This window comes from Sphingobium sp., assembly GCF_033795625.1.
In the GTDB taxonomy this organism is placed as follows: Bacteria; Pseudomonadota; Alphaproteobacteria; order Sphingomonadales; family Sphingomonadaceae; genus Sphingobium.
Window position 1 is genome coordinate 1 of sequence record NZ_JARYGI010000019.1, and the last position, 23,014, is coordinate 23,014.

27 protein-coding genes are annotated in these 23,014 nt (G+C 66.2%); 22 read left to right on the top strand and 5 right to left on the bottom strand.

Features of this window, described 5'->3' with window-relative positions; translation table 11 throughout:
• The 4 genes from QHC67_RS10960 to QHC67_RS10975 all read left to right on the top strand — a co-directional run.
• On the top strand, positions 1–415 hold a 415-nt coding region (locus QHC67_RS10960), incomplete at its 5' end, for a transposase (protein WP_319294241.1).
• 283 nt (positions 416–698) lie between these two features.
• Complete coding sequence (locus QHC67_RS10965) at positions 699–1,202, top strand: head-tail connector protein (RefSeq protein ID WP_319294243.1); 504 nt, start codon at positions 699–701, stop codon at positions 1,200–1,202.
• Positions 1,199–1,399 (top strand): hypothetical protein, encoded by a 201-nt coding sequence (locus QHC67_RS10970; RefSeq protein WP_319294245.1) that lies wholly within the window; start codon positions 1,199–1,201, stop codon positions 1,397–1,399. The genes QHC67_RS10965 and QHC67_RS10970 overlap by 4 nt, the downstream gene beginning before the upstream one ends.
• Complete coding sequence (locus QHC67_RS10975; RefSeq protein ID WP_319294247.1) at positions 1,396–1,785, top strand: DUF3168 domain-containing protein; 390 nt, start codon at positions 1,396–1,398, stop codon at positions 1,783–1,785. Before QHC67_RS10970 ends, QHC67_RS10975 begins: the two co-directional genes overlap by 4 nt.
• A 174-nt stretch (positions 1,786–1,959) precedes the next feature.
• On the opposite strand, the gene QHC67_RS10980 is transcribed toward QHC67_RS10975, so the two are convergent.
• Positions 1,960–2,283: a hypothetical protein gene (locus tag QHC67_RS10980; protein WP_319294249.1), complete on the bottom strand. Its 324-nt coding sequence runs from the start codon at positions 2,281–2,283 to the stop codon at positions 1,960–1,962.
• A gap of 66 nt (positions 2,284–2,349) precedes the next feature.
• Between QHC67_RS10980 and QHC67_RS10985 the strand changes: the two genes are divergently transcribed.
• From QHC67_RS10985 to QHC67_RS11035, 11 genes are all read left to right on the top strand, one after another.
• Positions 2,350–2,757: a phage tail protein gene (locus QHC67_RS10985; RefSeq protein WP_319294251.1), complete on the top strand. Its 408-nt coding sequence runs from the start codon at positions 2,350–2,352 to the stop codon at positions 2,755–2,757.
• An 8-nt stretch (positions 2,758–2,765) separates the two neighbouring features.
• On the top strand, positions 2,766–3,071 hold the full coding sequence (locus QHC67_RS10990; protein ID WP_319294253.1) for a GTA-gp10 family protein: 306 nt from the start codon (positions 2,766–2,768) through the stop codon (positions 3,069–3,071).
• A gap of 126 nt (positions 3,072–3,197) precedes the next feature.
• Positions 3,198–3,395 carry a phage tail assembly chaperone gene (locus QHC67_RS10995; RefSeq protein ID WP_319294368.1) on the top strand — a complete coding sequence of 66 codons (198 nt, stop codon included), beginning with the start codon at positions 3,198–3,200 and terminating at the stop codon, positions 3,393–3,395.
• The gene (locus QHC67_RS11000; RefSeq protein WP_319294255.1) at positions 3,388–3,948 is read left to right on the top strand and encodes a tail tape measure protein; all 561 of its coding nucleotides are present in this window, start codon (positions 3,388–3,390) and stop codon (positions 3,946–3,948) included. Before QHC67_RS10995 ends, QHC67_RS11000 begins: the two co-directional genes overlap by 8 nt.
• Positions 3,949–4,034: 86 nt before the next feature.
• Positions 4,035–6,338, top strand: a complete 2,304-nt coding sequence (locus QHC67_RS11005) for a DUF2460 domain-containing protein (RefSeq protein ID WP_319294257.1) — start codon at positions 4,035–4,037, stop codon at positions 6,336–6,338.
• Positions 6,335–7,153, top strand: a complete 819-nt coding sequence (locus QHC67_RS11010) for a DUF2163 domain-containing protein (RefSeq protein WP_319294259.1) — start codon at positions 6,335–6,337, stop codon at positions 7,151–7,153. The genes QHC67_RS11005 and QHC67_RS11010 overlap by 4 nt, the downstream gene beginning before the upstream one ends.
• Before the next feature lie 30 nt (positions 7,154–7,183).
• On the top strand, positions 7,184–7,582 hold the full coding sequence (locus QHC67_RS11015) for an NlpC/P60 family protein (protein ID WP_319294261.1): 399 nt from the start codon (positions 7,184–7,186) through the stop codon (positions 7,580–7,582).
• A 19-nt stretch (positions 7,583–7,601) separates the two neighbouring features.
• Positions 7,602–9,773 carry a phage tail protein gene (locus QHC67_RS11020; RefSeq protein WP_319294263.1) on the top strand — a complete coding sequence of 724 codons (2,172 nt, stop codon included), beginning with the start codon at positions 7,602–7,604 and terminating at the stop codon, positions 9,771–9,773.
• 27 nt (positions 9,774–9,800) lie between these two features.
• The gene (locus QHC67_RS11025; RefSeq protein WP_319294265.1) at positions 9,801–10,310 is read left to right on the top strand and encodes a DUF2793 domain-containing protein; all 510 of its coding nucleotides are present in this window, start codon (positions 9,801–9,803) and stop codon (positions 10,308–10,310) included.
• A gap of 221 nt (positions 10,311–10,531) precedes the next feature.
• A complete protein-coding gene (locus QHC67_RS11030) occupies positions 10,532–11,593 on the top strand; it encodes an OmpA family protein (protein WP_319294267.1) in 1,062 nt (353 codons plus the stop codon).
• A gap of 324 nt (positions 11,594–11,917) precedes the next feature.
• A complete protein-coding gene (locus tag QHC67_RS11035) occupies positions 11,918–12,469 on the top strand; it encodes a superoxide dismutase family protein (RefSeq protein ID WP_319294269.1) in 552 nt (183 codons plus the stop codon).
• Between the two features lie 15 nt (positions 12,470–12,484).
• Here QHC67_RS11035 and thpR read toward each other — a convergent pair whose 3' ends face one another.
• Positions 12,485–13,021 (bottom strand): RNA 2',3'-cyclic phosphodiesterase, encoded by a 537-nt coding sequence (thpR, locus tag QHC67_RS11040; RefSeq protein WP_319294271.1) that lies wholly within the window; start codon positions 13,019–13,021, stop codon positions 12,485–12,487.
• A gap of 258 nt (positions 13,022–13,279) precedes the next feature.
• On the opposite strand from thpR, the gene QHC67_RS11045 reads away from it, so the two are divergent.
• Positions 13,280–14,035 carry a Bax inhibitor-1/YccA family protein gene (locus tag QHC67_RS11045; RefSeq protein ID WP_319294273.1) on the top strand — a complete coding sequence of 252 codons (756 nt, stop codon included), beginning with the start codon at positions 13,280–13,282 and terminating at the stop codon, positions 14,033–14,035.
• 71 nt (positions 14,036–14,106) lie between these two features.
• Here the strand turns inward: QHC67_RS11045 and QHC67_RS11050 are convergent, their stop codons facing one another.
• A complete protein-coding gene (locus QHC67_RS11050) occupies positions 14,107–15,357 on the bottom strand; it encodes an ATP-binding protein (RefSeq protein WP_319294275.1) in 1,251 nt (416 codons plus the stop codon).
• Positions 15,358–15,405: 48 nt separating this feature from the next.
• Between QHC67_RS11050 and QHC67_RS11055 the strand changes: the two genes are divergently transcribed.
• From QHC67_RS11055 to QHC67_RS11070, 4 genes are read left to right on the top strand one after another with little or no spacing between them, the layout of a single operon-like run.
• Entirely contained in the window at positions 15,406–15,837 is a 432-nt protein-coding gene (locus QHC67_RS11055) for a hypothetical protein (RefSeq protein ID WP_319294277.1), read from the top strand.
• Between the two features lie 45 nt (positions 15,838–15,882).
• Positions 15,883–16,167, top strand: a complete 285-nt coding sequence (locus QHC67_RS11060; protein ID WP_319294279.1) for an HPr-rel-A system PqqD family peptide chaperone — start codon at positions 15,883–15,885, stop codon at positions 16,165–16,167.
• Positions 16,164–17,027, top strand: a complete 864-nt coding sequence (locus QHC67_RS11065) for an HprK-related kinase A (protein WP_319294281.1) — start codon at positions 16,164–16,166, stop codon at positions 17,025–17,027. Before QHC67_RS11060 ends, QHC67_RS11065 begins: the two co-directional genes overlap by 4 nt.
• On the top strand, positions 17,024–18,016 hold the full coding sequence (locus tag QHC67_RS11070; RefSeq protein ID WP_319294283.1) for a nucleotidyltransferase family protein: 993 nt from the start codon (positions 17,024–17,026) through the stop codon (positions 18,014–18,016). Before QHC67_RS11065 ends, QHC67_RS11070 begins: the two co-directional genes overlap by 4 nt.
• Positions 18,017–18,022: 6 nt before the next feature.
• Here QHC67_RS11070 and QHC67_RS11075 read toward each other — a convergent pair whose 3' ends face one another.
• Together QHC67_RS11075 and QHC67_RS11080 are read right to left on the bottom strand one after the other, a co-directional pair.
• The gene (locus tag QHC67_RS11075) at positions 18,023–18,775 is read right to left on the bottom strand and encodes an enoyl-CoA hydratase/isomerase family protein (protein WP_319294285.1); all 753 of its coding nucleotides are present in this window, start codon (positions 18,773–18,775) and stop codon (positions 18,023–18,025) included.
• A complete protein-coding gene (locus QHC67_RS11080) occupies positions 18,772–19,440 on the bottom strand; it encodes an HAD family hydrolase (RefSeq protein ID WP_319294287.1) in 669 nt (222 codons plus the stop codon). The genes QHC67_RS11075 and QHC67_RS11080 overlap by 4 nt, the downstream gene beginning before the upstream one ends.
• Positions 19,441–19,658: 218 nt before the next feature.
• Here QHC67_RS11080 and glmU point away from each other — a divergent pair, with 218 nt between their 5' ends.
• On the top strand, positions 19,659–21,011 hold the full coding sequence (gene glmU, locus QHC67_RS11085; protein ID WP_319294370.1) for a bifunctional UDP-N-acetylglucosamine diphosphorylase/glucosamine-1-phosphate N-acetyltransferase GlmU: 1,353 nt from the start codon (positions 19,659–19,661) through the stop codon (positions 21,009–21,011).
• Complete coding sequence (gene glmS / locus QHC67_RS11090; RefSeq protein WP_319294289.1) at positions 21,012–22,835, top strand: glutamine--fructose-6-phosphate transaminase (isomerizing); 1,824 nt, start codon at positions 21,012–21,014, stop codon at positions 22,833–22,835.
• Positions 22,836–23,014 lie beyond the last annotated feature (179 nt).

Below are 23,014 nucleotides of genomic sequence, written 5' to 3' on the forward strand. Positions count from 1 at the left end.
CCAGCGATTGGCCAAGATCCCGGGTGTTGGACCGATCGGCGCTTCCTTTCTGATGATGAAGACGCCCGATCCGCGGCTGTTCAAGTCCGGGCGCGATTTTGCGGCCTGGATGGGGCTTACGCCTAAAGATCATTCGACCGCTGGCAAGACCAGGCTTGGGGGCATCACGCGGGCCGGCGATGAGTTGCTCAGAAGCACACTGATCGTCGGAGCGACCGCGGTCATTGGCCATGTTCGCCGGACGCGGGGCCGGAACGCCTCTCCCTGGCTCCTGGGCTTGCTCGATCGGAAAAAGCCGAAGCTTGTAGCGGTGGCTCTCGCTAACAAAATCGCTCGGATCGCGTGGAAGATGATGGTGAGTGGCGAGCAGTATCGTCGAAGCACTACGCGGGCAGTTCAGGCCGTCGCAGCGTGAAAGGAATCAGCCAGGCACGATGAGCAAATCCTAGACGCTATCGTGTTGGCCTGATGCCGGATCTTGCAAGAAACGAGTAGATGGTGTGATCGATCGATCCAAGGCCCAAGACAATCCGTAACCGGCAATGGCCTTCTAGGCCGCGGCAGTGTTAGGAGCTTGTGCTGCGGAAACCATCTTGGCCAGTGGTCCTCAGTGACCGCAACAAAAGGCCGGACATATGATCGCAATCGATCCGATCAAATTATCCTCTCAGCCTCTTGCAAGAGGGAGCCGTCCACATATGCCGGTTGGCGCCCTCAAGGAATATCTGCGAGTCGAGACGGCGGCGGAGGATGCGTTGCTGGAGCGGTTGCTGCGCGCGGCGGCGGACCTGTGCGAGCGGTTCGTCGGGCAGTGGCTGATGCAGCGGGACGCGGAGGATGTGGTGCCGGTCTCCGCCGCCTGGGTGCGGCTGGAGGCCCGGCCGGTGGTGGTTATCGAGAGCGTGATGGGCGTGCCCGCGGAGGGGGCGGAGTTTGCGCTGCCGGTGGGGGCCTATGCGGTGGATATCGACCGGAATGGCGACGGCTGGGTGCGGGTGACTGTGCAGGGGTCTGCGGGGCGCGTGAGGGTGCGGTATCGCGCTGGACTTGCGGCGGAGGTGGAGGCGGTGCCGCAGGGGCTGCGGCATGGCATCATGCGGATGGCGGCGGAAATGCATGTGCAGCGGGAGGGCGACGCGGCGGTGCCGCCTGCCGCTGTGACGGCTTTGTGGCGGCCCTGGCGGCGGATGCGGCTCTCTTGAAGGGGCTGGTCGAGCGGGGCGTGGCCCTGGGCGAGCGGGCGGCGGCGCGACGGCGGGAGATGGTGCTGGCGGAGGCGCGGGCGGTGCCGGGCGTTACTGCTTCGGTCGAGGGCGAGGACGTGGTGATCGAGGGGCGGGCGCTGCTGGGCCGCTGGGTCGAGGATGTCCGGCTGCGGTATATCGGGAGGGGCGGATGAGCGCGGAGATGGCGGTGCGCGCGGGCGTGCTGGCGGCGTTGCGGGAGGATGCGGCTTTGGCGGCCATGCTGAACGGGGTGTGGGATGGTGCTCCGGTGAAGGCGAGCGCGCCGTTCGCGGTGGTCGGCGAGTGTCTGGGGAGCGAGTGGGGGACCAAGGATCACGCCGGGCGTGAGGTGCGGATTGGCCTCACGGTGCAGGACCGGTGTGAGGGCGGCGAAGGGCTGGCGGAGATGCTGGCTTTGGCGGATGCGGCGGTGAAGCGAGTTGTCGTGCCGGGGTATGAGGTGGGGACTGTGGCGGTGCTGCGCTCGCGGATCGTGCGGGGGCGGGAGGATGGCTGGCGGGCTGTGGTGGATTATCGGGTGCGGGTTTTGGCAGGGTAGATTTGGTGGGCCGATTTGCGCTCCTTCTTCCCCGTTCGTGCTGAGTAGAGCCTGAGCTTGTCGAAGGCTCGTATCGAAGCATCATGCGCAGCGCTTGATCCTTCGATACGCCATTTCGACTTTGCTCAATGGCTACTCAGGACGAACGGATGTTGTTCGAGCGGGGCGGCTCCCTCAACTCGGCTTGCTGGCGTCGTCATAGTCGCTGCCGAAGCGGTCGAGATAATCCTTGATCTGTTCGTCGGCGTCGGCGGTGGCGTCTTTCTCGTTCATGCCGTCCTTCTTGTCCGACGCGATGATCGCGGCGCGGAAGGCGGTTTCCTTGGCGGCGCAATTGTCCTTCAGCGCGACCTTATAGTCGGCGGACGGCATCTTGCGGTCGAGCGCGTCGGTCATGAACGCGGCGAGGCAGCCGGCGAAATCCTGGCGCGTCTTCGCCATCGAGTCTGCGGGGGCCCCTGCGAGCATCACCATCAGTGCGGATGAAAAAGCGAGCATTTCGGGGGTCCTCTCCGTGCACGTGCGGCCTTTGGGGCCGATGTTTCTAGAAAGGAAGTTTGCGACATGGCAGTGGAAAAGGGAAGCGCATTTTTGCTGAAGGTGGGCAATGGCGGGAGCCCGATCGCCTATGCGACGGTGGCCGGTTTGCGCACGACGCAGATGTCGGTCAGCGGCGAGGCCGTCAACATCACCAGCAAGGATAGCGGCGGGTGGCGGGAGCTGCTTTCGGGCGCGGGCATCCGGGCGGTGAGCGTGTCGGCGGCGGGGCTGTTTACTGGCTCGGCGGCGGAGGTGCGGCTGCGCAATCATGTGCTGGCGGGCACCATCGACGATTATGAGCTGAGCTTCGAGAGTGGCGAGCGGATGCGGGGGCGGTTCCTGATCACGCGGCTGGACTATGCCGGGGACTATAATTCGGAGCGCAATTATACGCTGAGCCTGGAGAGCAGCGGGCCGGTGGTGAGCCTGTGAGCGCGGGCTTGGCGAACGGTGCGCGGGGCGAGGCGGTGTTGCTCGTGGGGGAGCATGCGCTGGTGGTGCGGCCGAGCTTTGCGGCGCTGGTGGCGGCGGAGGCGGAACTGGGGCCGCTGTTCGCGCTGGTCGAGCGGGCGGCTGCGGGGGAGTTGCGGTTGGCCGAGATGGCGGGGCTGTTCTGGCACTGCCTGCATGCGCGGCCCGAGGGGCTGACGCGGGAGGATCTGGGAGAAGCTGTGGTGGCGAGCGGCTTGGCGGCGGCGATGCCGGTGCTGCGCTGCGTGTTGCGGCAGGTGCTGGCGGGGCGATGATTTAGGCCTTTTCCTCCGTTTGCCATGAGCTTGTCGAAGGGTTCTGCTGAACGGAGTGAAGTGCCTTCGCCTTCGCTCAGGCTAGCCCTTCGACAAGCTCAGGGCGAACGGAAGAGGGGTGTGCGTATGACTTTCACCGAATGCGCGGTGCGGTTGTCGGGGGTTGTCGCCTGGGCCTTGGGGTGGACGCCGGAGGTGTTTTGGGCCGCCACGCCAGATGAACTGGCGGCGGTGTTTGGGGCGGCCTCGGGTGAGGCTGGTGGGGGGGCTCCGCCGGATGCGGCGACGCTCACGCGGTTGAGGGAGATGTTTCCGGATGGATGAAGAAATCGAGCGGCTCGTGGTGAATGTGCGGGCGGATGTGCAGGGCTTTGCGCGGGATGTGGATGCAATGCGCGGGGGCCTTGAGGGGCCGCTGGCGGCGGGGGCTGAGCGCGCGGGGAAGGCGATCGAGAGCGGGCTGCTGCGTGCGGTGCGGACGGGGAAGTTCGGGTTCGAGGATCTGCGGCGGGCGGCTTTGGGCGTGCTGGACGAGATTGCGCGCAGTTCGCTGCAGGCGGGGATCGGCGCGATTGGCGGCGGGGGAACAAGCGGATTGCTGGGGATCGGGGCTTCGTTGCTGGGGGGCGTGCTGGGCCTGCCGGGGCGGGCGACGGGCGGGCCGGTGGCGCCGGGGCGCGGCTATCTGGTGGGCGAGCGGGGGCCGGAGGTTTTCGTGCCGACAAGTAGCGGGCAGGTCGTGGCGGCAGGTTCCGGCGGGGCGCGGGAGGTTCGGGTGGTCGTGAACGTGACGGGCGCTGGCGGCGATGCGCCGAAGGCTCTGGCGCGGAGTGCGCGGCAGGTGGCGAAGGCGGTGCGTGGGGCTTTGGGCGACTGAGCCGTCCATCCGTTCGCTCAGCCCGAACGGGAATAGAGCGCTGGTATTTTACTGCGGTCGCTCGGACCGTGAGTTGAGGATTTCTCATGCAATATTGGTTGGCGGATGGGCGGCGGGGGCAGGACTCCGGCGTGGTGAAGCGGTTTGCGCCGGCATTCTGGACCGTGAACTTCCCGCGGCCGATGATGGCGAGCGTCGTGACGACCGCGGCGGACGCCTTGCGCGTGGACGCGGTGTTCTATGGGTCGGGGGATCTGGCGGGGCTGATCTGGGACGCGGAGGACAAGTGGGATCATCCTTTGCTTAGCTATGCGACGGATCGGGATTTTCGAGACTGCGTGCTGCGGTTTCGCTGGCGCAGTTCGGGAGTGCGGCGGCTGGATGAGACGCATGGGGCGACGCTGACGATCGAAGGGCGGGATGCTTCCGGGGCGGCGCGTAGCTGGTATGTGCGGTTGTGGAACTATGCTAGCGATGGTCCGGAAGATGCTGAGATCGTGCTGGATTTCTCTGCGATCGATGGTGGTTTCCTGTTGCCGGGGGAGGCTGATCCGGTCTGGGCCGGGGATGTGGACCGGATGTTCATCTCCATCGTGCCGCCGGATTATGATGCGGGGGATACGGCCTTTGCTGCGCCGGTCGAGGGGTGGGTGGAGGTCAGCGCCATCACCTGCGTCGGGGCGGGGTCGGTGCTGGAGATCGGCGACGTCATGGTGCCCGAGCATGGGCTGAGTATCGCGACGGGCTATGACGATTGCTTCAACCAGACGCCGGAGCGGGTGCTGCGGCAGGCACTGGCGCTGGGGTATCGCGGGGACATCAATCATTATGTGGGGATGAGCCATTACTTCGCTCTGGCGCGGAGTGGGAGTGACTGGCTGGCCGGTGGCGGGCTGAATGCAGCGTGTGTAGCTTGGCATCGGGACTTCGCAATGCGTGCCAAGGTATTGGATTTTGGGGTGATCTGGTCGCTGTCTTATGAGTTGCTGGATGCGCATTGTCCGGCAGGCTGGAAGCAACGTGCGGAGAATGGCGATCCGGCGCTGACGGGGTGGGTGCCGCCTTCGACATTGCTGTCTCCCGCGCAGCCGCAAGCGATGGCGTACTTGCAAGGGGCGGCGGCGGCATTTGCCGGGATCGCGGTTGAGGCTGGGTTGGCGGTCAAGTTTCAGGTGGGAGAGCCCTGGTGGTGGGTGATGCCTGCCGACGGGCGGATCTGCCTGTATGACGATGCGGCGCGGGCGGCTTTTGGGGCGGGGCCGGTGTCGATCCCGGACGTGCGGGGCGAGAAGACGGCGGCGCAGAAGGCTTTGCTGGATGCGGCGGGGGTGCTGTTGGCGGCGTCTACGGCGGCCTTGTGTGACGCCGTGCGGGCGGTGGCGCCGGGGGCGGTGACGCATTTGCTGGCCTATCTGCCGACCATCCTCGATCCCGACGCGCCGGAGGCCAAGCGCGCCAATCTGCCGGTGGGGTGCGCCTCGCCTGCGTTCGATGTGTTGCAGCTTGAGGATTATGACTGGGTGACGGAGGGGCGCTCCGCCTTGACGGTGCGGGGCTTGGCGGAGGCTTCGGCGCGGCTGGGCTATCCGGTGGGCGAGCAGCACTACCTCGCCGGATTCGTGCTGCGGGCGGAGGACGCGCCTGTGCAGTGGGCGCGGATCGCGGCGGCGGCGGGCGCTTCGGTGGCGCGGGGGAGTGCGGCGACGTTCGTGTGGGCGCTGCCGCAGGTGGCGCGGGATGGCTTTACGGCTTTCAGGATCGATGGGGAGGATGAGATGCAAGCCTTTGACGATGTGCTGTTTCCTCTTGCGATCGGGCGAGAGGCGAGCGTGTCGCCCGCCTTTTCCACGCAGACGGTGGAGAGCCTGTCCGGGCATGAGCGGCGGAGCAGCGACTGGGCGGATGCGCGGCTGTCGTTCGATGTGGGTCCGGGTGTGAGGTCCGAGGCAGATGTGATGGAACTGATTGCATTTTTCCGGGCGCGGCGGGGGGCGGCGCGGGGGTTCCGCTTTGCAGATCCCTTCGATGATCGATCGGGGAGTGGCGGGCCGCTCGACCAGTTTCTTGGGGTTGGCGACGGGGCGGTGAGCGCGTTTCAGCTTTGCAAATATTATGGAGAAGGCGCGGAGGCGCAGCAGCGGGTGATTACGCGGCCGGTGGCGGGGACGATCCGGCTGGCGGTGGATGGGGTCGAGGTGCTGTCGGGCTGGGCGCATGTCGCGCTAGGGGTGATCGCGTTCGATGTGGCTCCGGTGGCGGGGGCGGCCCTCACGGCGGGGTTTCGGTTCGATGTGCCGGTGCGCTTTGCGGAGGATCGGCTGGATGTGAGCCGGGCGACCTTTGCGGCGGGGGACGTGCCTTCGGTGCCGCTGGTGGAGCTCAGGGCATGAGTGTTGCCGAGGTGTTGGGGCAGGAGTTGGCGGCTCTGGCGTTTTGCTGGCGGTTGGAGCGGCGGGATGGGGTGACGATCGGGCTGACCAGCCATGACCGGGACTTGCGCGTGGGCGGCGTCACCTATCGGGCGGCGCCGGGGCTGGTGCCGTCGGCGGTGCGGCAGGGGTCTTCGTTCGACATCGACAGCATGGATGTGCGCGGCGCGCTGTCGAGTGACGCCATTACGGCGCGGGATCTGGAAGCGGGGCGCTGGGACGGGGCGGCGGTGGCTTTCTTCCTGACGGAGTGGACGGCTCCGGGGGCTTTGTGGCTGGCGCTGTCGGAGGGCGAGATCGGCGCGGTGGAGCGGGAGGGGGATGCCTTTACGGCCGAGCTTGTCGGGCGGGCCGCGGTGCTGGGCGGACCGGTCGCGCCGGAGACTACGCCGGACTGCCGGGCGGCGCTGGGCGATCGGGACTGCCGGGTTGATTTGGCGAAGCATCGGCGGGTGGTGCGGGTGAGCGGGGTTTCGGGGGAGGACGTGGCGGTGGTTGGCGGGGTTGCGGCGGAGGCGTTTGCCTTTGGGTCGCTGCGGTGGCTGACGGGGGCGAATGCGGGGATTTCGCAGGCGGTGGTGGCGAATGATGCTGCGGGCGTGACGTTGGCGGATGCGCCGACTTTTGCGGTGGAGGCGGGGGCGTTGGCGCTGCTGACCGAAGGGTGCGACCGGCGGATGGCGACCTGTTTCGGGCGGTTCGGGAACGCCGCGAACTTTCGGGGCGAGCCCTATCTGCCGGGGAATGATCTGCTGACGCGCTATCCGGGAGGTTGAGGGCGGCACATCGGTTCGGGGGTCAAGGTCATGAAAAGAAGCGAGAAGATCGTGCGGGCGGCGCGCGAGATGGTGGGTGCGCCGTTCCGTTTGCAGGGGCGCTCGAGCGAGACGGGATTGGATTGCGTGGGTCTGGTAGCGTGCGCCTATCGGGCGGCCGGGCATCGGGGCGTGGCTCCGGAGGATTATGCCTTGCGTGGCGGGGATGTGGCGCGGTTCTCCGGCTGGTTGCACGCCGCGGGACTGCGGCGGGTGCGGATCTGCAAGCCGGGCGACGTGGTGCTGGTGCAGGCGGGCGCGGTGCAGTTTCATGTGATGCTGAAGGTGCCGGGCGGGTTCGTTCACGCCCATGCCGGGCTGCGGCGCGTGGTGGAGATGCCGGGGGAAGCGCTCTGGCCGGTGGTGGGGTGCTGGCGGTGGGGGCGATGACGTATTGGGAGGCTGAGACATGGCGACATTGATCCTGGGTGCGGTGGGGACGGTGCTTGGCGGGCCGATCGGGGGTGCGATCGGGGCGTTGGCGGGGCGCGCGTTCGATTCTGCCGTGCTGCTGAAGCCCAAGGGGCGGCGGGGGCCGCGGCTGCAGGATCTGCAGTTGCAGACGTCGAGCTATGGCAGCCAGATCCCGAAGCTGTTCGGCACTATGCGGGTCGCAGGGACGGTGATCTGGGCGACGGACTTGCAGGAGAGCAGCGCGCGCAACGGCGGCGGCAAGGGGCAGCCCAGCGTCACGACCTACAGCTATTCGGCGAGTTTCGCGGTGGCCTTGTCGGCGAGGGCGGTGCTGTCGGTGGGGCGGATCTGGGCCGACGGGAACTTGCTGCGCGGGAGTGCGGGGGACTTCAAAACGGAGCTGGGCGCGTTCCGGCTGCATCACGGCGGTGCGGATCAGGCCGTCGATCCGCTGATTGCGGCGGCGGAAGGGATCGGCGTGACGCCTGCGCATCGCGGCATGGCTTATGCGGTGTTCGAGGATTTGGCGCTGGGGGATTTCGGCAATCGCATACCGTCGCTGACGTTCGAGGTGGTGGCCGATGAGGGGGCCGTGACGACTGGCGCGATCGCGGCGGCGGTGAGTGATGGGGGACTGGGCGGCGTCGGTGGGTTGGTCGGCGGCTATGCGGCGAGCGGCGATGATGTGGCGAGCGCCTTGCAGCCTCTGGTGGAGGCGCAGGGGCTGGTGCTGGCGGACGCGGGGCTGGGCTATCCGCAGGCGGCGGGAGCGGTGGCGCGGGGAAGTCTGGCGGCGCGCATCAATGGCGACGCGCAGCTTGCCGTGAAGGCGGCGCGCGATCCGGCGGGCGATGTGCCGCTGCGGCTGTCGGTGCGGCATTATGAGCCCGAGCGGGATTATCAGGCGGGGATACAGACGGCGGTGCGGCCGGGGGTCGGGCGGGCTCTGCGGTCGCTTGAGGTGCCTGCTGCGCTGGCGGCTGGCGAGGCGAAGGGGTTGGCGCAGGTGCGGCTGGGCGATGCTTGGCGAGGGAGGTCGCGGCTGGAGCTGAGCTGTGGGTGGGACGCTCTTGTGCATCGGCCGGGAAGTGTCGTTGCGGTGGAGGGTCTTTCCGGCCTGTGGCGTGTGGTGACGCTGGAGTGGGAGGCGATGGGCGTGCGGCTGGAACTGCGCGGCTGGCGGGGCGGGGAGGTCGTGCCGGTGCCTGCTTCGGCGGGGAGTGCGGTGAGGCAGCCGGATGCGCCGCATGGGGCCACGGTGCTGATGATTGCGGACTTGCCGGTGCTCACGGACAGTGCGCCGGGCGAGGCTGTGGTCGTGGTGGCCGCTGCGGGCGCTTCGGCGGGGTGGCGCAAGGCGGCCTTGTTTACCGTGGAGGCGGGGAGCGGGGCCGCTATGCCGATGGGCGGGACGGCCGGGGCGGCGGTGATGGGGACGGTCGTGGTGCCGCCCGAAGATGCGTCAGCGGCGGTGTTCGATCTGGCCTCTTTTGTCGACGTGCAGTTGCTGTCTCCGGGCGAGAGCCTGTCGAGCGTGGATGAGGGCGCGTTGCTGCGGGGTGCGAATATGTGCCTGCTCGGGCGGGAGCTGATCCAGTTCGGGTCGGCGAGCGCCATTGGGCCGGGCTTGTTCCGACTGCAACGGCTGTTGCGCGGGCGGCGGGGGACGGAATGGGCGATGCGCGGCCATGTCGCGGGCGAGGCGTTCCTGTTGCTGGACGCCGAGCGGCTGGCTCCGGTGCCGCAGGCGGCGGCGCACCCGGGGACGACATGCAAGGTGATCGGCATCGGCATCGGCGACGCAGTGCCTGCCGAGGCGGAACTGGAATTGACCGGAGAGGCGTTGATACCGCTGGCGCCCGTACATCTGTCGGTCGCGAGCGATGGTGCGGGCGGCGTGGCGATCCGCTGGATACGCCGCAGCCGTGCCGGATGGGCATGGAACGATGGCGTCGATGCGCCGCTGGGCGAGGAGCAGGAGCGCTATCTGGTCGAGCTGCTGGACGGCGAAACCGTGGTGCGGTCGGTTGAGGTGGCGGTTCCGGAGTGGAGCTATAGCGCAGCGATGGCAATGGAGGACAGTGCGGCCGGGCCGCTTTCGGTGTCGGTGCGGCAGGTCGGGACGTACCGGCTGGGGCGGGGGACGCGGGTTGCGTTCGACGTCTGAACATCCATAGAGAAGAAGGAGTGCACGATGGCCGACGGAATGACCGATCGCCTGGCCTTGCCGCTGTTGATGGCAGGGCAGGCGCAGAAGGAAGTGACGCATAACGAGGCGCTGACGCGGCTGGACATCGTCAGCGCGTCTGCGGTCGAAAGCGCGGATCTGGCGGTGCCTCCGCTCAGTCCGGCACCGGGGCAATGCTGGATCGTGGCGGCGGGTGCGACGGGAGCCTGGGCAGGTCGCGAGGGCGAGGTTGCGGGGTGGACCGGCGGCGGCTGGCGCTTCGTGCAGCCTCGCGAGGGCATGGAGACGTGGGTCGCCGACCGGGGCTGCGCGATGCGCTGGAGCGAGCCGGGCTGGCAGGAGGGGGCCGTACGCGCCGACGGACTTTACCAGAACGGCGTCCGCGTCGTTGGCGGCAGGAGTACGGCTATCGCAGACCCGGCGGGTGGGGGAACCGTGGACGCGCAGGGCAGGATCGCCATCGAGGCAATACTCGACGCGTTGCGCGAACACGGGCTGATCGCCGCGAGCGCGTGAAAAGCGCGGCTTTGAGGCACCGTTCCGTCAAGAGAACAAAAAAAATTGATGTGGCTGAATCATTAGTAACATGCGTGTTTTCAACGAATTCGGAGGATGCACTCGGCTGTAAAACTGCGGCATTTTGGCAACAGTTTCGCTGATTGCGCACTTGCCATGCAACTTTCCCCCAGCTAGACGGTTTCCGCAGTCCTTCGTGACCATTTTGAAAGGGGAATAATATGCGGAAGCTTGCCCTCGCAGCAGCACTCGCTACCACCGCCTTGGCTACACCAGCCATGGCGCGTGACGACGCCTGGTACATCGGCGTAGATGCCGGCGCCATGATCGTTGAAGACATCGATCTGAAGATCATCAACCCAGTTGCAACCGCCAACTACAACACCGGCTACGATGTCGATGGCGTAATCGGTTACGACTTCGGTGGTTTCCGCCTTGAATCGGAAGTCGCGTTCAAGCGCGCCTACACCGACGTGGTGAGCTACGCTAATGGCGTTCAGAGCACGCGCGGCAACGTTCGTTCGCTGAGCTTCATGGTCAACGGTTTGCTGGACTTCGGTGCAGACGACGGCCTGCAGGGCTTCGTCGGCGGCGGTGTCGGCGTTGCCCGCACCTACCTCTACACGCTGACGACCGACGATTCGGACACTGGCTTCGCATGGCAGGCTCTGGCCGGCGTGCGCTATCCGCTGACCGACAAGCTCGACCTGTCGCTGAAGTATCGCTTCTACAACGCGGTTGACCTCGGCTACATCACGACCAGCACGGAAGGCGGCAACGCGCTTAATTCCGACGTCGATGCAAAGCTGCGTACGCACAGCTTGCTCGCAGGTCTGACCTACAACTTCGGCGAACCGGCTGCACCTCCGCCGCCCCCGCCGCCGCCTCCGCCGCCTCCCCCGCCGCCGCCTCCGCCGCCCCCGGCAGTGGAATGCACGCCTGGACCGTACATCGTGTTCTTCGAATGGGATAAGTCCGACATCACGCCTGATGCCGCGACCATCCTGGACAACGCGGTATCGGCCTACAGCAACTGCGGTTCGGCTCAGGTCATGCTGGCAGGTCACGCCGATAAGTCGGGTTCGCCCTCTTACAACGTGGGTCTGTCGCAGCGCCGTAACGACGCGGTCAAGGCATACCTGGCTTCGAAGGGCATTCCTGACGGCGTCATCTCCAGCGAAGCGTTCGGTGAAAGCCGTCCGCGCGTCGAAACCGCCGATGGCGTTCGCGAGCTGCAGAACCGTCGCGTGGAAATCACCTACGGTCCGGGTTCGGGCCAGTAAGGGTTGCCATCGGCCCCTTGGGGTTGATGCAAATGAGGGGCTGGTCGCAAGACCGGCCCCTTTCTTTTTGAGTCCTGGCGTCGGCAGGTCGAGCGGTCCGCCTTGTGGCCTAGCTGAGTTCATGGTGAGCGGGCTTGCGTCGCCGTGATGCGTCTCGCGGGGCGGAGGCCAGGGGATCTGATGCTCATCCCTCCGTCCAGCGGCCGTCGATGCTTTCAAATCGGCCGGGGCGGCGTTTCAAGGCGTGACAAACCTATTCGGGAGAGCAACAAAGCGGCACGCTCGGCGTTTAGATCGGGTCCAGCTTCAAGAAGGTAACGCGCCATGAAAACTTCCTTCCTCCTCTCGTCCGCCGCCCTGTTGGCGAGCGTGTCCGCCTGCTCCATGTCGGGCGAGTCTCCATCTCCCGCAGCTTCGGGCGGGATGCCGACGGCGAAAGCGACGTTGCTGGACGCGACGGGTGCGAGCCGCGGCACGGCGCAGATCGTGCAATCAGCGGAAGGATTGAAGGTCTCGATCAACGCGACTGGGCTGACGCCGGGCGTCCATGCCGCTCATGTGCATATGACAGGCGCGTGTACGGCGCCGGACTTTGCGAGCGCCGGGGGGCACTGGAACCCGACTGCCCGGCAGCATGGCATGCAGAACCCTATGGGCAGTCATATGGGCGACATGCCGAACATGACCGTGGGCGCCGACGGAAGGGGATCGCTGAGCTACACGATCCCTGGCGCGACGCTGGCGAGCGGCACCACGCCGCTGCTGGATACCGATGGCGCGGCAGTTGTGGTTCATGCCGATCCCGACGATTACAAGAGCGATCCGGCGGGCAAGGCTGGCGGGCGGATCGCCTGCGGAGTAGTGACACCGTCCTGATCCAGGCTACGCGCCTTAGTCGGTGAGCGGATAACGTTCGGCCAGGTGATAGACTGCGCCCTCGCGGCCGAGGATGCTTTTATACAGGCCGAACTCTTTCGCGGTGAAGCTGGGGCCGGCGTAGCCCGCATTGGCGGCGAGGTAGCTGTCGACTGGCGGCGCGTGGCGGCCGAAGCGGGCCAGCGTGATGTGCGGCAGATAGGCGCGGCCTTCGGGCGGGAGGCCGACCGAAATGCAGGCGCGGTCGATCTTCCGATGCAGCGCCGCGAGCGGTTCACGCCGCGTGACGCCCGCCCACAGAGCATCGACATTGCCGCGGCGGTCGAACGTGCCGATGCCCTGCGGGGCGAGCGTCATGGGCGGGGCGGCAACACGCGCCAATGCCGCCGCGACATCGCTCGCGCCGTGACGGTCCACTTCGCCGATGAAGCGCACAGTGATGTGCAACTGGTCATCGTCCTGCCAACGCGCGCCGATCAGGCCGTGCATCAGTGTCTCAAGATGCTGGCGCACGGTGGCAGGCGGGCGGATGGCGACGAAGAGGCGCGGCATGGAAGCAGGCTATGGCATTGGCTGGCGAGGGGAAAGCGGCTTTTGGTTGATCGGCGATAAGTTGAGCGACGTCTGGTCCAGCCCTCGCGGCGATAGGCGCGGGCAGTTCAATCCTCCACAAACATTGCTGGGTTATTGCTAAGCGCTTTATTTGAGGCTTTCGACCGACACCGTCCGGTTTTCCTTGAATAAAGCCGCCGCCATCCGATATTATGGAGCATGTCGGCAGTATTGCCGATCCAAAGGAGACGATTTAAAATGGCTAACTGGTCTGATCCCCGGACGCCGGACACCGGTTTTCGCACGGGCTTCGGTGCTGGCGTCGAGACACGCGGCGCTGCGTTCGACGCGGGGCTGCGGTCCTATATGCTGTCCGTTTACAACTACATGGCAAGTGGTGTGCTGCTGACGGGTATCGTCGCGCTGCTGTTTTCGTGGGGTGGGCAGGCTTCGCCCGCGTACCAGATCATGGCGGGCCCCGGTATCCTGAAGTACGTCATCATGTTCTCGCCGCTGATCTTCGTGATGGTGCTGAGCTTCGGCATCAACCGGCTGTCCACGGCGACCGCGCAGATGCTCTTCTGGGCCTATGCGGCTGTGATGGGCCTGTCGCTCTCGACGATCTTCCTGGTCTATACCGGCACGTCGATCGCGCAGACCTTCTTCGCGACGGCAGCGGCTTTTGCCGGGCTTAGCCTGTTTGGCTACACCACGAAGAAGGACCTGTCGGGCTTCGGCACGTTCCTTATCATGGGTGTGGTCGGCCTGCTGGTGGCCTCGCTGGTCAACATCTTCCTGAAGTCGAGCGTCATGGACCTCGCCATCAGCGCCATCGGCGTGCTGCTGTTCGCGGGCCTGACGGCTTACGACACGCAGAAGATCAAGAGCATGTACGCACAGGTCGCGGGCACGGACTTCATGGGCAAGTCGGTGGTGATGGGCGCGCTGACGCTGTACCTCGACTTCATCAACATGTTCATGTTCCTGCTGCGTTTTATGGGCAATCGCGACTGATCGCGGCTGACATCCAAGCATAGGGAGACCCGGCGGAGCGATCCGCCGGGTTTTCTTTTTATGTGCGGGCGTCAGCCCTCCGCCACCGGGACCAGGATGGTGATCGTCGTGCCCTTCCCGACGATGCTGGTGATGTCGAGGCGGCCACGATGGCGTTCGACGATGTGCTTGACGATGGCGAGGCCGAGGCCCGTGCCGCCCATGGCGCGACTGCGGCCGGAATCGATGCGGTAGAAGCGCTCGGTCAGGCGGGGGAGGTGATCGGGCGCGATGCCGTCGCCTTCATCGGCTACGGTGAGGCGCACCATGCCGGAGGAGCCGGGCGTCAGCGCGACGGTGATCGGCGTCCCCGGACGCCCATATTTGGCGGCATTGCCCACCAGATTGTGCAGCAGCTGTGACAATTGCGCGCGGTCGCCCTGAACCAGCGGCACGGCGCCGTCGATATGAGCGACGACTTCCTGCCCGCGCTGGCCATGGCTGTCGCGGAAGACCGCAACGACTTCGGCAGCCAGCTCGCGCAGGTCCACGGCGGCGTCAGGCGTGCGGTACTTCTCCGCCTCGATGCGGGAGAGGGACATCAGGTCCTCGACCAGGCGCTGCATGCGGCGGGCTTCGCCGTCCATGATGCGCAGAAAGCGGCTGCGCGTTTCCGCGTCCTCGCCCGCCGTGGGATCGGTGAGCGTCTCGATGAAGCCGATGATCGCGGCAAGCGGCGTGCGCAATTCGTGACTGGCGTTGGCGACGAAATCGACGCGCATCCTCTCCGCGGCATAGCTGCCGGTGCGGTCCATCAGATACACGAGACGGCGGTTTTCGGGGATGCCGCCGCCCGGTGGCGACGTGAGCGGCGCGATCCGCATCTCCCAGCGCTGTTCGCGGGTTCCAAGGCCGACGAGATTGATCGAGATCGGCTCGACCAGCGCGCCGGGACTGGCGAGGCGCTCGGCAGCGGCGGGATGGCGGATGGCGATGCGGACATCTTCGCCGACGATGTGCGTACCGAGCAGGCGCAGGGCAGCGCGGTTGGCGCGGGCGACCTTGCCACGGGCGGCGACCAGCACGGGTTCGGCGATCCCCTCCAGCAAGGCGTCGAAATCCGGGCTGGCGAGGATGTCGTTGCCTTCGCCGGGAGCCGGATCGCCTATGGTGGTGGCGGTCGGCGGAGGCGCGCGGTCCGCGACGATGAACAGGGCCAGCAGGCCCGCCGCCACCGAGATGGCGGCGCTTTGCCAGTTGCCGCCGAACAGAAGCGTACCCGCAGCGCCCGCCGCGATCACGACAGCGGCGACGATGATCTGGAGCAGGCTGGTGCGATTCATGGTTACTGGCCTAGATTATTCGGGCGATTGCTGCGATGAATAATCGCGATGAGCGACGAAGAAGCACAGATCGAGGGTGCGCAGCCCGAAGCCGCTGAGGCGGCCGGGGGGCTGCCGGTGCCGTCGCGTCGCCAGCTTCTGATCGGTGGCACGGTAGCGGCTTCGGCCATCGTGTCGATCCGTCCGGCGCTGGCGCAGACGGCAGCTTCTGTGCTCAATTGCCAGATTCCGGTGCCGGACCCTTCGCGTGCGAACAGCTATGTTTCTGCGGAGGGTGCCTTGGTGCCGGTGGGGACCAACGGCGCGTTTCCGGGGCCGGCGCGGCCATTCTCCGGCGAGGATGTGAAGGCGGCGCTGGGCGGCAGGCGGTTGCCGGGCACGACCTACGAGCAGAGCCGCGCATATCTCAACTACATCAGGCGGCTGCAGTCGGGGACCAGTGGGTTCACCTGCTACGCGTCGCTTCAGATGCCGCGTTAGGGCGCTGGCGCTTTTTTAACGCGGGCGGTGTAGGGCTGGGGCACGATGACCCGTCCTGCCCTTTATCGCGCCGAACCGGCCATCGATCTCCTCATTCGTACGCTCGACGATATTACCCTGATCTATCATCGACGGTCGGGGCAGACGCATATGGTGATGAGCCCGGTGCCGGAAATCCTGGCGGCTGTGGGTGCTGGCACGGTCGGCGCGGGGGAGGTGCTGGCGGCGCTGGCGCGTGATTTCGACATGGGGGACGCCGAAGAGGCTCTGGCGGCAATCGAGGTGCATCTGGACGAGATGGCAGCGCTCGGGCTGGTGCATCGGATATGAGGTACGCGATCGGCCTGCGGATTGGGCCCGCCAGTTTTCGGGTCGGGTCGGCCTGGGAAGCGCCGATTGCGCAACTGGCGCGGTTGTATAGGGATTATCCTGCGCCAGAGGACGGGATTGCGGATTTTACCGTGCGGCTGGAGCCGGCAAAGCCGTGGCGGCGGTTCGTGCGGCCTTCTGTGTTCATCACCGGAGATCATGGGCTGGCCGATGCTGCGCCGATGGCTTTGGCGCATGGGCTGCTGGCGGCGGAAATGGGGATGAATTTGCAGATGGCGCTGGGCTGGCGGCGGCATCTGCTGCTGCATGCGTCCTGCGTGGAGAAGGACGGACGGGCGCTGGTGATGACAGGGGAGTCCGGGTCGGGCAAGTCGACTTTGGCGGCTCTGCTGGGCGAGCGCGGCTGGCGGCTGATGGGGGACGAGTTCGCGCTGCTGGATCTGGTGACGGGAGAGGTGTTCGCCTTTCCGCGTCTGATTTCGCTGAAGAACGCGGCGATCGCAGTGATGGAGGCTGAGGTCGAGGCTGGCCGGTTCGGGCCTTTGCTGAAGGCTACGGCGAAGGGGGGTATCCGGCATCTGGTGCCGCGTGGCGATGCGGTGGCGCGTATGAACGAAGGCGCGGTGCCTGCCTTGCTGCTGTTCCCGCGGTTTGGTTTCACGCCCGAGGTGCGCGGGGTGGGGCAAGGCGAAGTGTTCATGCGGCTTACGCAGGCTTCGACCAACTACACGGCGCTTGGGGAAGCGGGGTTTCTGGCGCTTAGCCGGTTCGTGGGAGAGGTGCCTGCGTGGGCTATCGATTTTTCGAGCGGAGATGAGGCGATTGCGCTGGTGGAGCGGCTGTGGGGGGATGTTGCGTGAGCGCCATGCTGCTCATCCGTGCCTTGCGTGATCCGGATTCTATAGCAAGTCTCTCCGGCGATGCGTGGAACGGACTGATCGCGGCGGCGCGGGCGGAGCGGCTAATCGGGACGCTGGCGTTTCGGCTGGAGGGCATTGCTGTGCCGGATGCGGTGCTGCCCATCCTTGACGATGCGCGGGCGGAGGCGGCGCGGGAGCGCGCCCTGACGCTTTGGGAGGCGGATCGGGCGCGGGTGGCGCTGGCGCATCTGGGGGTGCCGGTCGTGCTGCTGAAGGGAACGGCCTACGCGGCGGCGGGCCTGTCGGCGGGGCGCGGGCGCTTTATCGGGGATCTCGATATTCTGGTGCCGCGGGATGCGCTGGATGACGTCGAGGCGGCGTTGCTGGCGGCGGGGTGGGAGTGGGTGAAGCCCGATCCCTATGACGACGCCTATTACCGGCAGTGGATGCACGAACTGCCGCCGCTGATCCATCGCGAGCGGGACCGGATGATCGACGTGCATCACACCATCCTGCCGCTGACGGCGCGGCAGACTCCTGATGCGGCCGCGATGCTGGCGGATAGCGTGATGCTGGAAGACGGTTTGCGGGTGCTCTCGGCGGAGGACCGGATATGTCATGCGGCGGCGCATATGCTGGCGGATGGCGACCTTGCGGGCGGCCTGCGGAATTTATGGGATATAGACTGCCTGCTGGCGGAGTTGCCCGAGGGTGCGCAGTTACAGGAGCGGGCGGCGCGGCATGGACTGCGCGCGCATGTCCGCCAAGCGGTGCGGCTGGCGGCGCATGTCTATGGCGCGGGGGCGGCTTTGCGGGTGGCGGATCGGATGATCGTGGCGCGATTGCTGGCGCGGAACGGGTGGGGGCAGGAGACGCGCAAGATTCTGCGGTTCGGGTTTTATCTGCGGTCGCACTGGCTACGGATGCCGCCGGGGATGCTGGCGCGACATCTGTTCACGAAATGGCGCAAAGGGCATCGGCCGGGTTGAGGCGAGTCAGTTTCGCCGGTTTCTGAAAGCTGCCACGCGGTCGGCGAATTCCTCGCGAGCGAAGGCGTCGCGGAACAGGGCGAGGGTTTCGCTGTCGTCGTCGGCCTGGCCGTCCAGGATGCGGCGGACAATGGCTTTGGTGGCGCGTACTGAGTGCTGGGCGTTGATGGCAATGGTTTCGGCAATGGCCAAGGCGCGGGCCAGCGGGTCTTCGGCGATTTCCTCGATCAGGCCGATGCTCAGCGCTTCGGGTGCGTCGATCAGGGCGGCGCTGAAGAGCAGGCGCTTGGCTTGGCCGGGGCCGACCAGATCCACCAGCAGCTTCGTATCGAACAGCGAATAGACGATGCCGAGCTTAGCGGGCGTGATGCCGAGGCGCGCGTGCGGCGCGGCGATGCGGATGTCGCAGGCCATGGCGAGGCCGCAGCCGCCGCCTATGCAGTCGCCGTCGATGGCGGCGATGACGGGCTTGGACGCGTGGGCGAGCGCTGCGTGGCTGGCGCGGATTGCCGTCTGGTTAACGGCGCGCCATTCCTCGCTGGTGCTGTGATCCGCAAACTCTCCGATGTCTGCGCCCGCACAGAAGAAGCCGGGCGTGGCGGAGGTGAGGATCAGCACCTTGATGCCGTCATCGCGCATCGCCTGATCGACGAGCGCCGGAAGAGCGGCCCACATTGCCTGGCTCATCGCGTTGCGTTTGTTCGGGCGGTCGATGAGGAGGCGCGCGACCGCACCCTCCGTTTCGAGGCGCAGGGTCATGTGGGCCAGCTTTCCAGGGCCGGCAGCAATTCGTCGAAATGGTGGATGACGGCGTCGGCTTCCAGGGCTTCTATCGGGCCTTCGAGAAAGCCGAAACCGACTGCGATGCTGGCGATGCGGGCGTTGCGCGCGCCCGCTATGTCGTTGATGGTGTCGCCGACGAACGCCGTGCGGCCGCCGCCTGCGCGGGCGATCATCTCATGAATCGGGGCGGGGTCGGGCTTGGCGATACCGACCGTGTCTCCGCCGATGATCGTGGCGAAGCGGTCGGAGAGGCCGATCTGCTCCATCAGCGGCACGGCGAACCGCTCGGCCTTGTTGGTGCAGATGGCGAGCTTTATCCCGCGCGCCGCCAGTGCATCTAGGGCAGCGACGCAGCCAGGATAGGGGATCGAATGGATCGCCAGGTTCTGCTGATAGTAATCGAGCAGGACCGGGAGACGATCGTCCAGGAGCGCCGGCGTGCATTCTCCCGAAGCCGTCAGCGCGCGCTCCAGCATCACCCGCGCGCCGCGCCCGACGAAGGGGCGGATCGCATCGGCCGGAAAGGCGGGGCGGCCGATCTGCGTGATGGCGTGGTTCACCGCCGCGGCAAGGTCTCCGCTGGTGTCGAGCAGGGTGCCGTCGAGGTCGAAGCCGACGATGTCGAAAGGAATGTCTGCCATAGGCGCTGCCCATGCCCGTTGCGCTGTGGCCATTGCAAGCCAAACATGGCAGGGAAGATGGTGATATTAGATAGTACACCTACCGCCGTTCGTGCTGAGTAGGGCTGAGCGAAGCCGAAGACCTGTATCGAAGCATTTGCGCTGCACTGATCCTTCGATACACCACTTCGGCAAGCTCAGTGGCTACTCAGGACGAACGGGTTGATCTAAATGCAGGATTGCCGACTTTGACACGCCCTATCGCCGCCATCATCCTTGCCGCCGGGCAGGGGACTCGCATGAAATCCGCGAAGCACAAGGTGCTGCACCCTGTAGCGGGACGGCCGATGCTGTTGCATCTGCTGGCCAGCCTGTCGGACTTGAAGCCCGAGCGGCAGGTCGTGGTGGTCGGCGCGGGGCGTGAGCAGGTCGAGGCGGCAGTCGCGGGGAGCGGAGTCGCCATCGCAGTGCAGGGCGAGCAGCTTGGCACCGGACATGCCGTGGCGCAGGCGCATGATGCGCTGGCCGGGTTCGTGGGCGATGTGCTGATCCTGTATGGCGATGTGCCGCTGATCAGCAGCGCGACGATGCGAGCCTTGCTGGACCGGCTGAACCGGGGCGACGATCCGCGGGCGGTGGTGTTGGGCTTCCGGCCGGAGGAGCCGGGCGCTTATGGCCGGATCATCGCGGACGGACAGGGCATCATCGAGAAGATGGTCGAGTATAAGGATGCGACCGAGGCGGAGCGGGCGGTGACGCTGTGCAATTCGGGGCTGATGGCGACGCGGTCGACGGACCTGTTCGTGCTGCTGGACAAGATCGACAATGCCAATGCGGCGGGCGAATATTATCTGCCGGACATCATCATGCTGCCGGGGCAGAAAAGCGCGGTGGTGGAGACGGACTCCTTTGAGGTGGCGGGCGTAAACAGCCGGATCGAGCTGGCGCAGGTCGAGGCGGCATGGCAGGCGCAGCGGCGGATCGCGGCGATGCGGGATGGGGTGACGCTGGTGGCGCCCGAGACAGTGTTCTTCGCCCACGACACTGTGCTGGGCCGCGATGTCGTGGTGGAGCCGCATGTGGTGTTCGGGCCGGGTGTGGTGGTGGAGGACGATGTCACGATCCACGCCTTCTCGCACCTGGAGGGAGCCACGGTGCGGCGCGGGGCGGAGATCGGGCCTTATGCGCGACTGCGGCCCGCTGCGGACATTGGCGTCAACGCCAAGGTCGGGAATTTCGTCGAGGTGAAGAAGGCGACGTTGGGCGAAGGCGCGAAGGCCAATCACCTGTCCTATATCGGCGACGCGAACGTGGGCGCCGGTGCGAATATCGGTGCGGGGACGATCACCTGCAATTATGACGGATATCTGAAATATCGAACGGAGATCGGCGCGGGGGCGTTCATTGGGTCGAACAGCGCACTGGTCGCGCCGGTTTCGATTGGCGCGGGAGCCATCGTCGGCGCCGGATCGGTGGTGACGCGGGATGTGGCTGCGGGTGATCTGGCGCTGGCGCGAGGGAGCCAAGAAGCGCGGTCCGGATGGGCGACAGCGTTCCGGGTGAAAATGGCGGCTAAGAAGGCAGCGAAGTAAATGTGCGGAATTATCGGGATTGTCGGGGCGGACGATGTTGCGGATCGGCTGGTCGATGGGCTGAAGCGGCTGGAATATCGCGGCTATGACAGCGCGGGCGTCGCGACCATCCATGACAACGCGATCGAGCGGCGACGGGCGGAAGGCAAGCTGCTGAACCTCGTGCGCGAATTGCGGGACGAGCCTCTGCCGGGCGTCACCGGGATCGCGCATACCCGCTGGGCGACGCATGGCGCGCCGACGACGAGCAACGCGCATCCGCATGCGACCAACGAAGTCGCGCTTGTACACAATGGCATCATCGAAAATTTCAAGACGCTGCGTGACGAGCTGATCGCGCGCGGGCGGCAGTTCGATAGCGAGACGGACACCGAAGTCGTTGCGCATCTTGTGAGCGAGCAAGTCGAACAGGGCCTCCACCCGCGCGAGGCGGTGGCGGCAGTGCTGCCGAGGCTGCATGGGGCGTTTGCATTGGCGATCCTGTTTCGCCGCTATCCCGACCTGTTGATCGGGGCGCGGCTGGGGTCGCCGTTGGTGGTGGGTTATGGGGATGGAGAGACCTATCTCGGGTCGGATGCGCTGGCCTTGGCACCGTTGACGCAGCGTATCGCCTATCTGGAAGAGGGCGACTGGGTGGTGATCACTCGTGAGGGGTCGGAGATCTTCGACGCGGCGAATAATCCGGTCGAGCGGGCGGTGACGATTTCCGGCGTGTCGGGCGCGCTGATCGACAAGGGCAATCATCGCCACTTCATGCAGAAGGAGATCTATGAGCAGCCGGTCGTGGTGGCGCAGACACTGCGCTCTTATCTGCGGCGGATGGAGAACCAGGTGTCGCTGCCCGACATGGACTTCGACCTGGGCGGCGTGAAGCGCATCACCATCGTGGCGTGCGGGACCAGCTATTATGCGGGGCTTGTGGCGAAATACTGGTTCGAGAAGTTCGCGCGCATCCCGGTGGATATCGATGTGGCGAGCGAGTTCCGGTATCGCGATCCGGTGCTGGAGAAGGGCGGGCTCGCGCTGTTCATCAGCCAGTCGGGCGAGACGGCGGACACGCTGGCGGCGCTGCGCCATGCCAAGGCGGGGGGGCAGATCATCGCAGTCGTGGTCAACGTGCCGACCAGCTCAATGGCGCGGGAGGCGGACCTGCTGCTGCCGACGCATGCAGGGCCGGAGATCGGGGTGGCGTCGACCAAGGCATTTACCTGTCAGCTTGCGGTGCTGGCGGCATTGGCGGCGAATCTGGCGCGGGCGGCCGGGCGACTGACGCCTAAGGAGGAGGCCGACATCGTCTGGCACTTGTCCGAAGCGCCCGCCGCGATGAATCAGGCGCTGAACCACGATACCGAGATCGAGGCGATGGCGCACCTGATCGCGCCGGCGCGGGACGTGCTGTATCTGGGGCGCGGGCCGGACTATCCGATGGCGCTGGAAGGGGCGCTGAAGCTGAAGGAAATCAGCTACATCCATGCCGAGGGCTATGCGGCGGGCGAGATGAAGCACGGACCTATCGCGCTGATCGACGATGCCGTGCCGGTGATCGTGATCGCGCCTTCGGGGCCGCTGTTCGAAAAGACCGTCAGCAACATGCAGGAAGTGCAGGCGCGCGGCGGCAAGGTCGTGTTGATCTCCGACGCGGAAGGCATAGCTCAGGCAGGCGAAAACTGCATGGCGACCATCGAAATGCCCAAGGTGCATCCGCTGATCGCGCCTCTAGTCTATGCCGTGCCGGTGCAATTACTGGCGTATCACGTGGCGGTACTGAAGGGTACGGACGTGGATCAACCGCGTAACTTGGCGAAGTCCGTTACGGTAGAGTAACGGGAGGAAACGCCAGCCGGTTTAACTGACCAACGCTCGCGCGATCGAAGTCTTCGTGTAACGAGCAGGGCGATGTTACAAGCAGTTCTAGGTAGCGGGGGTAACGAAACAACAGCATCAGGGGGATGCTGCAGGATGCGACGAGCGGCCGTTCGATATCCTGACCACCGATCACCTGA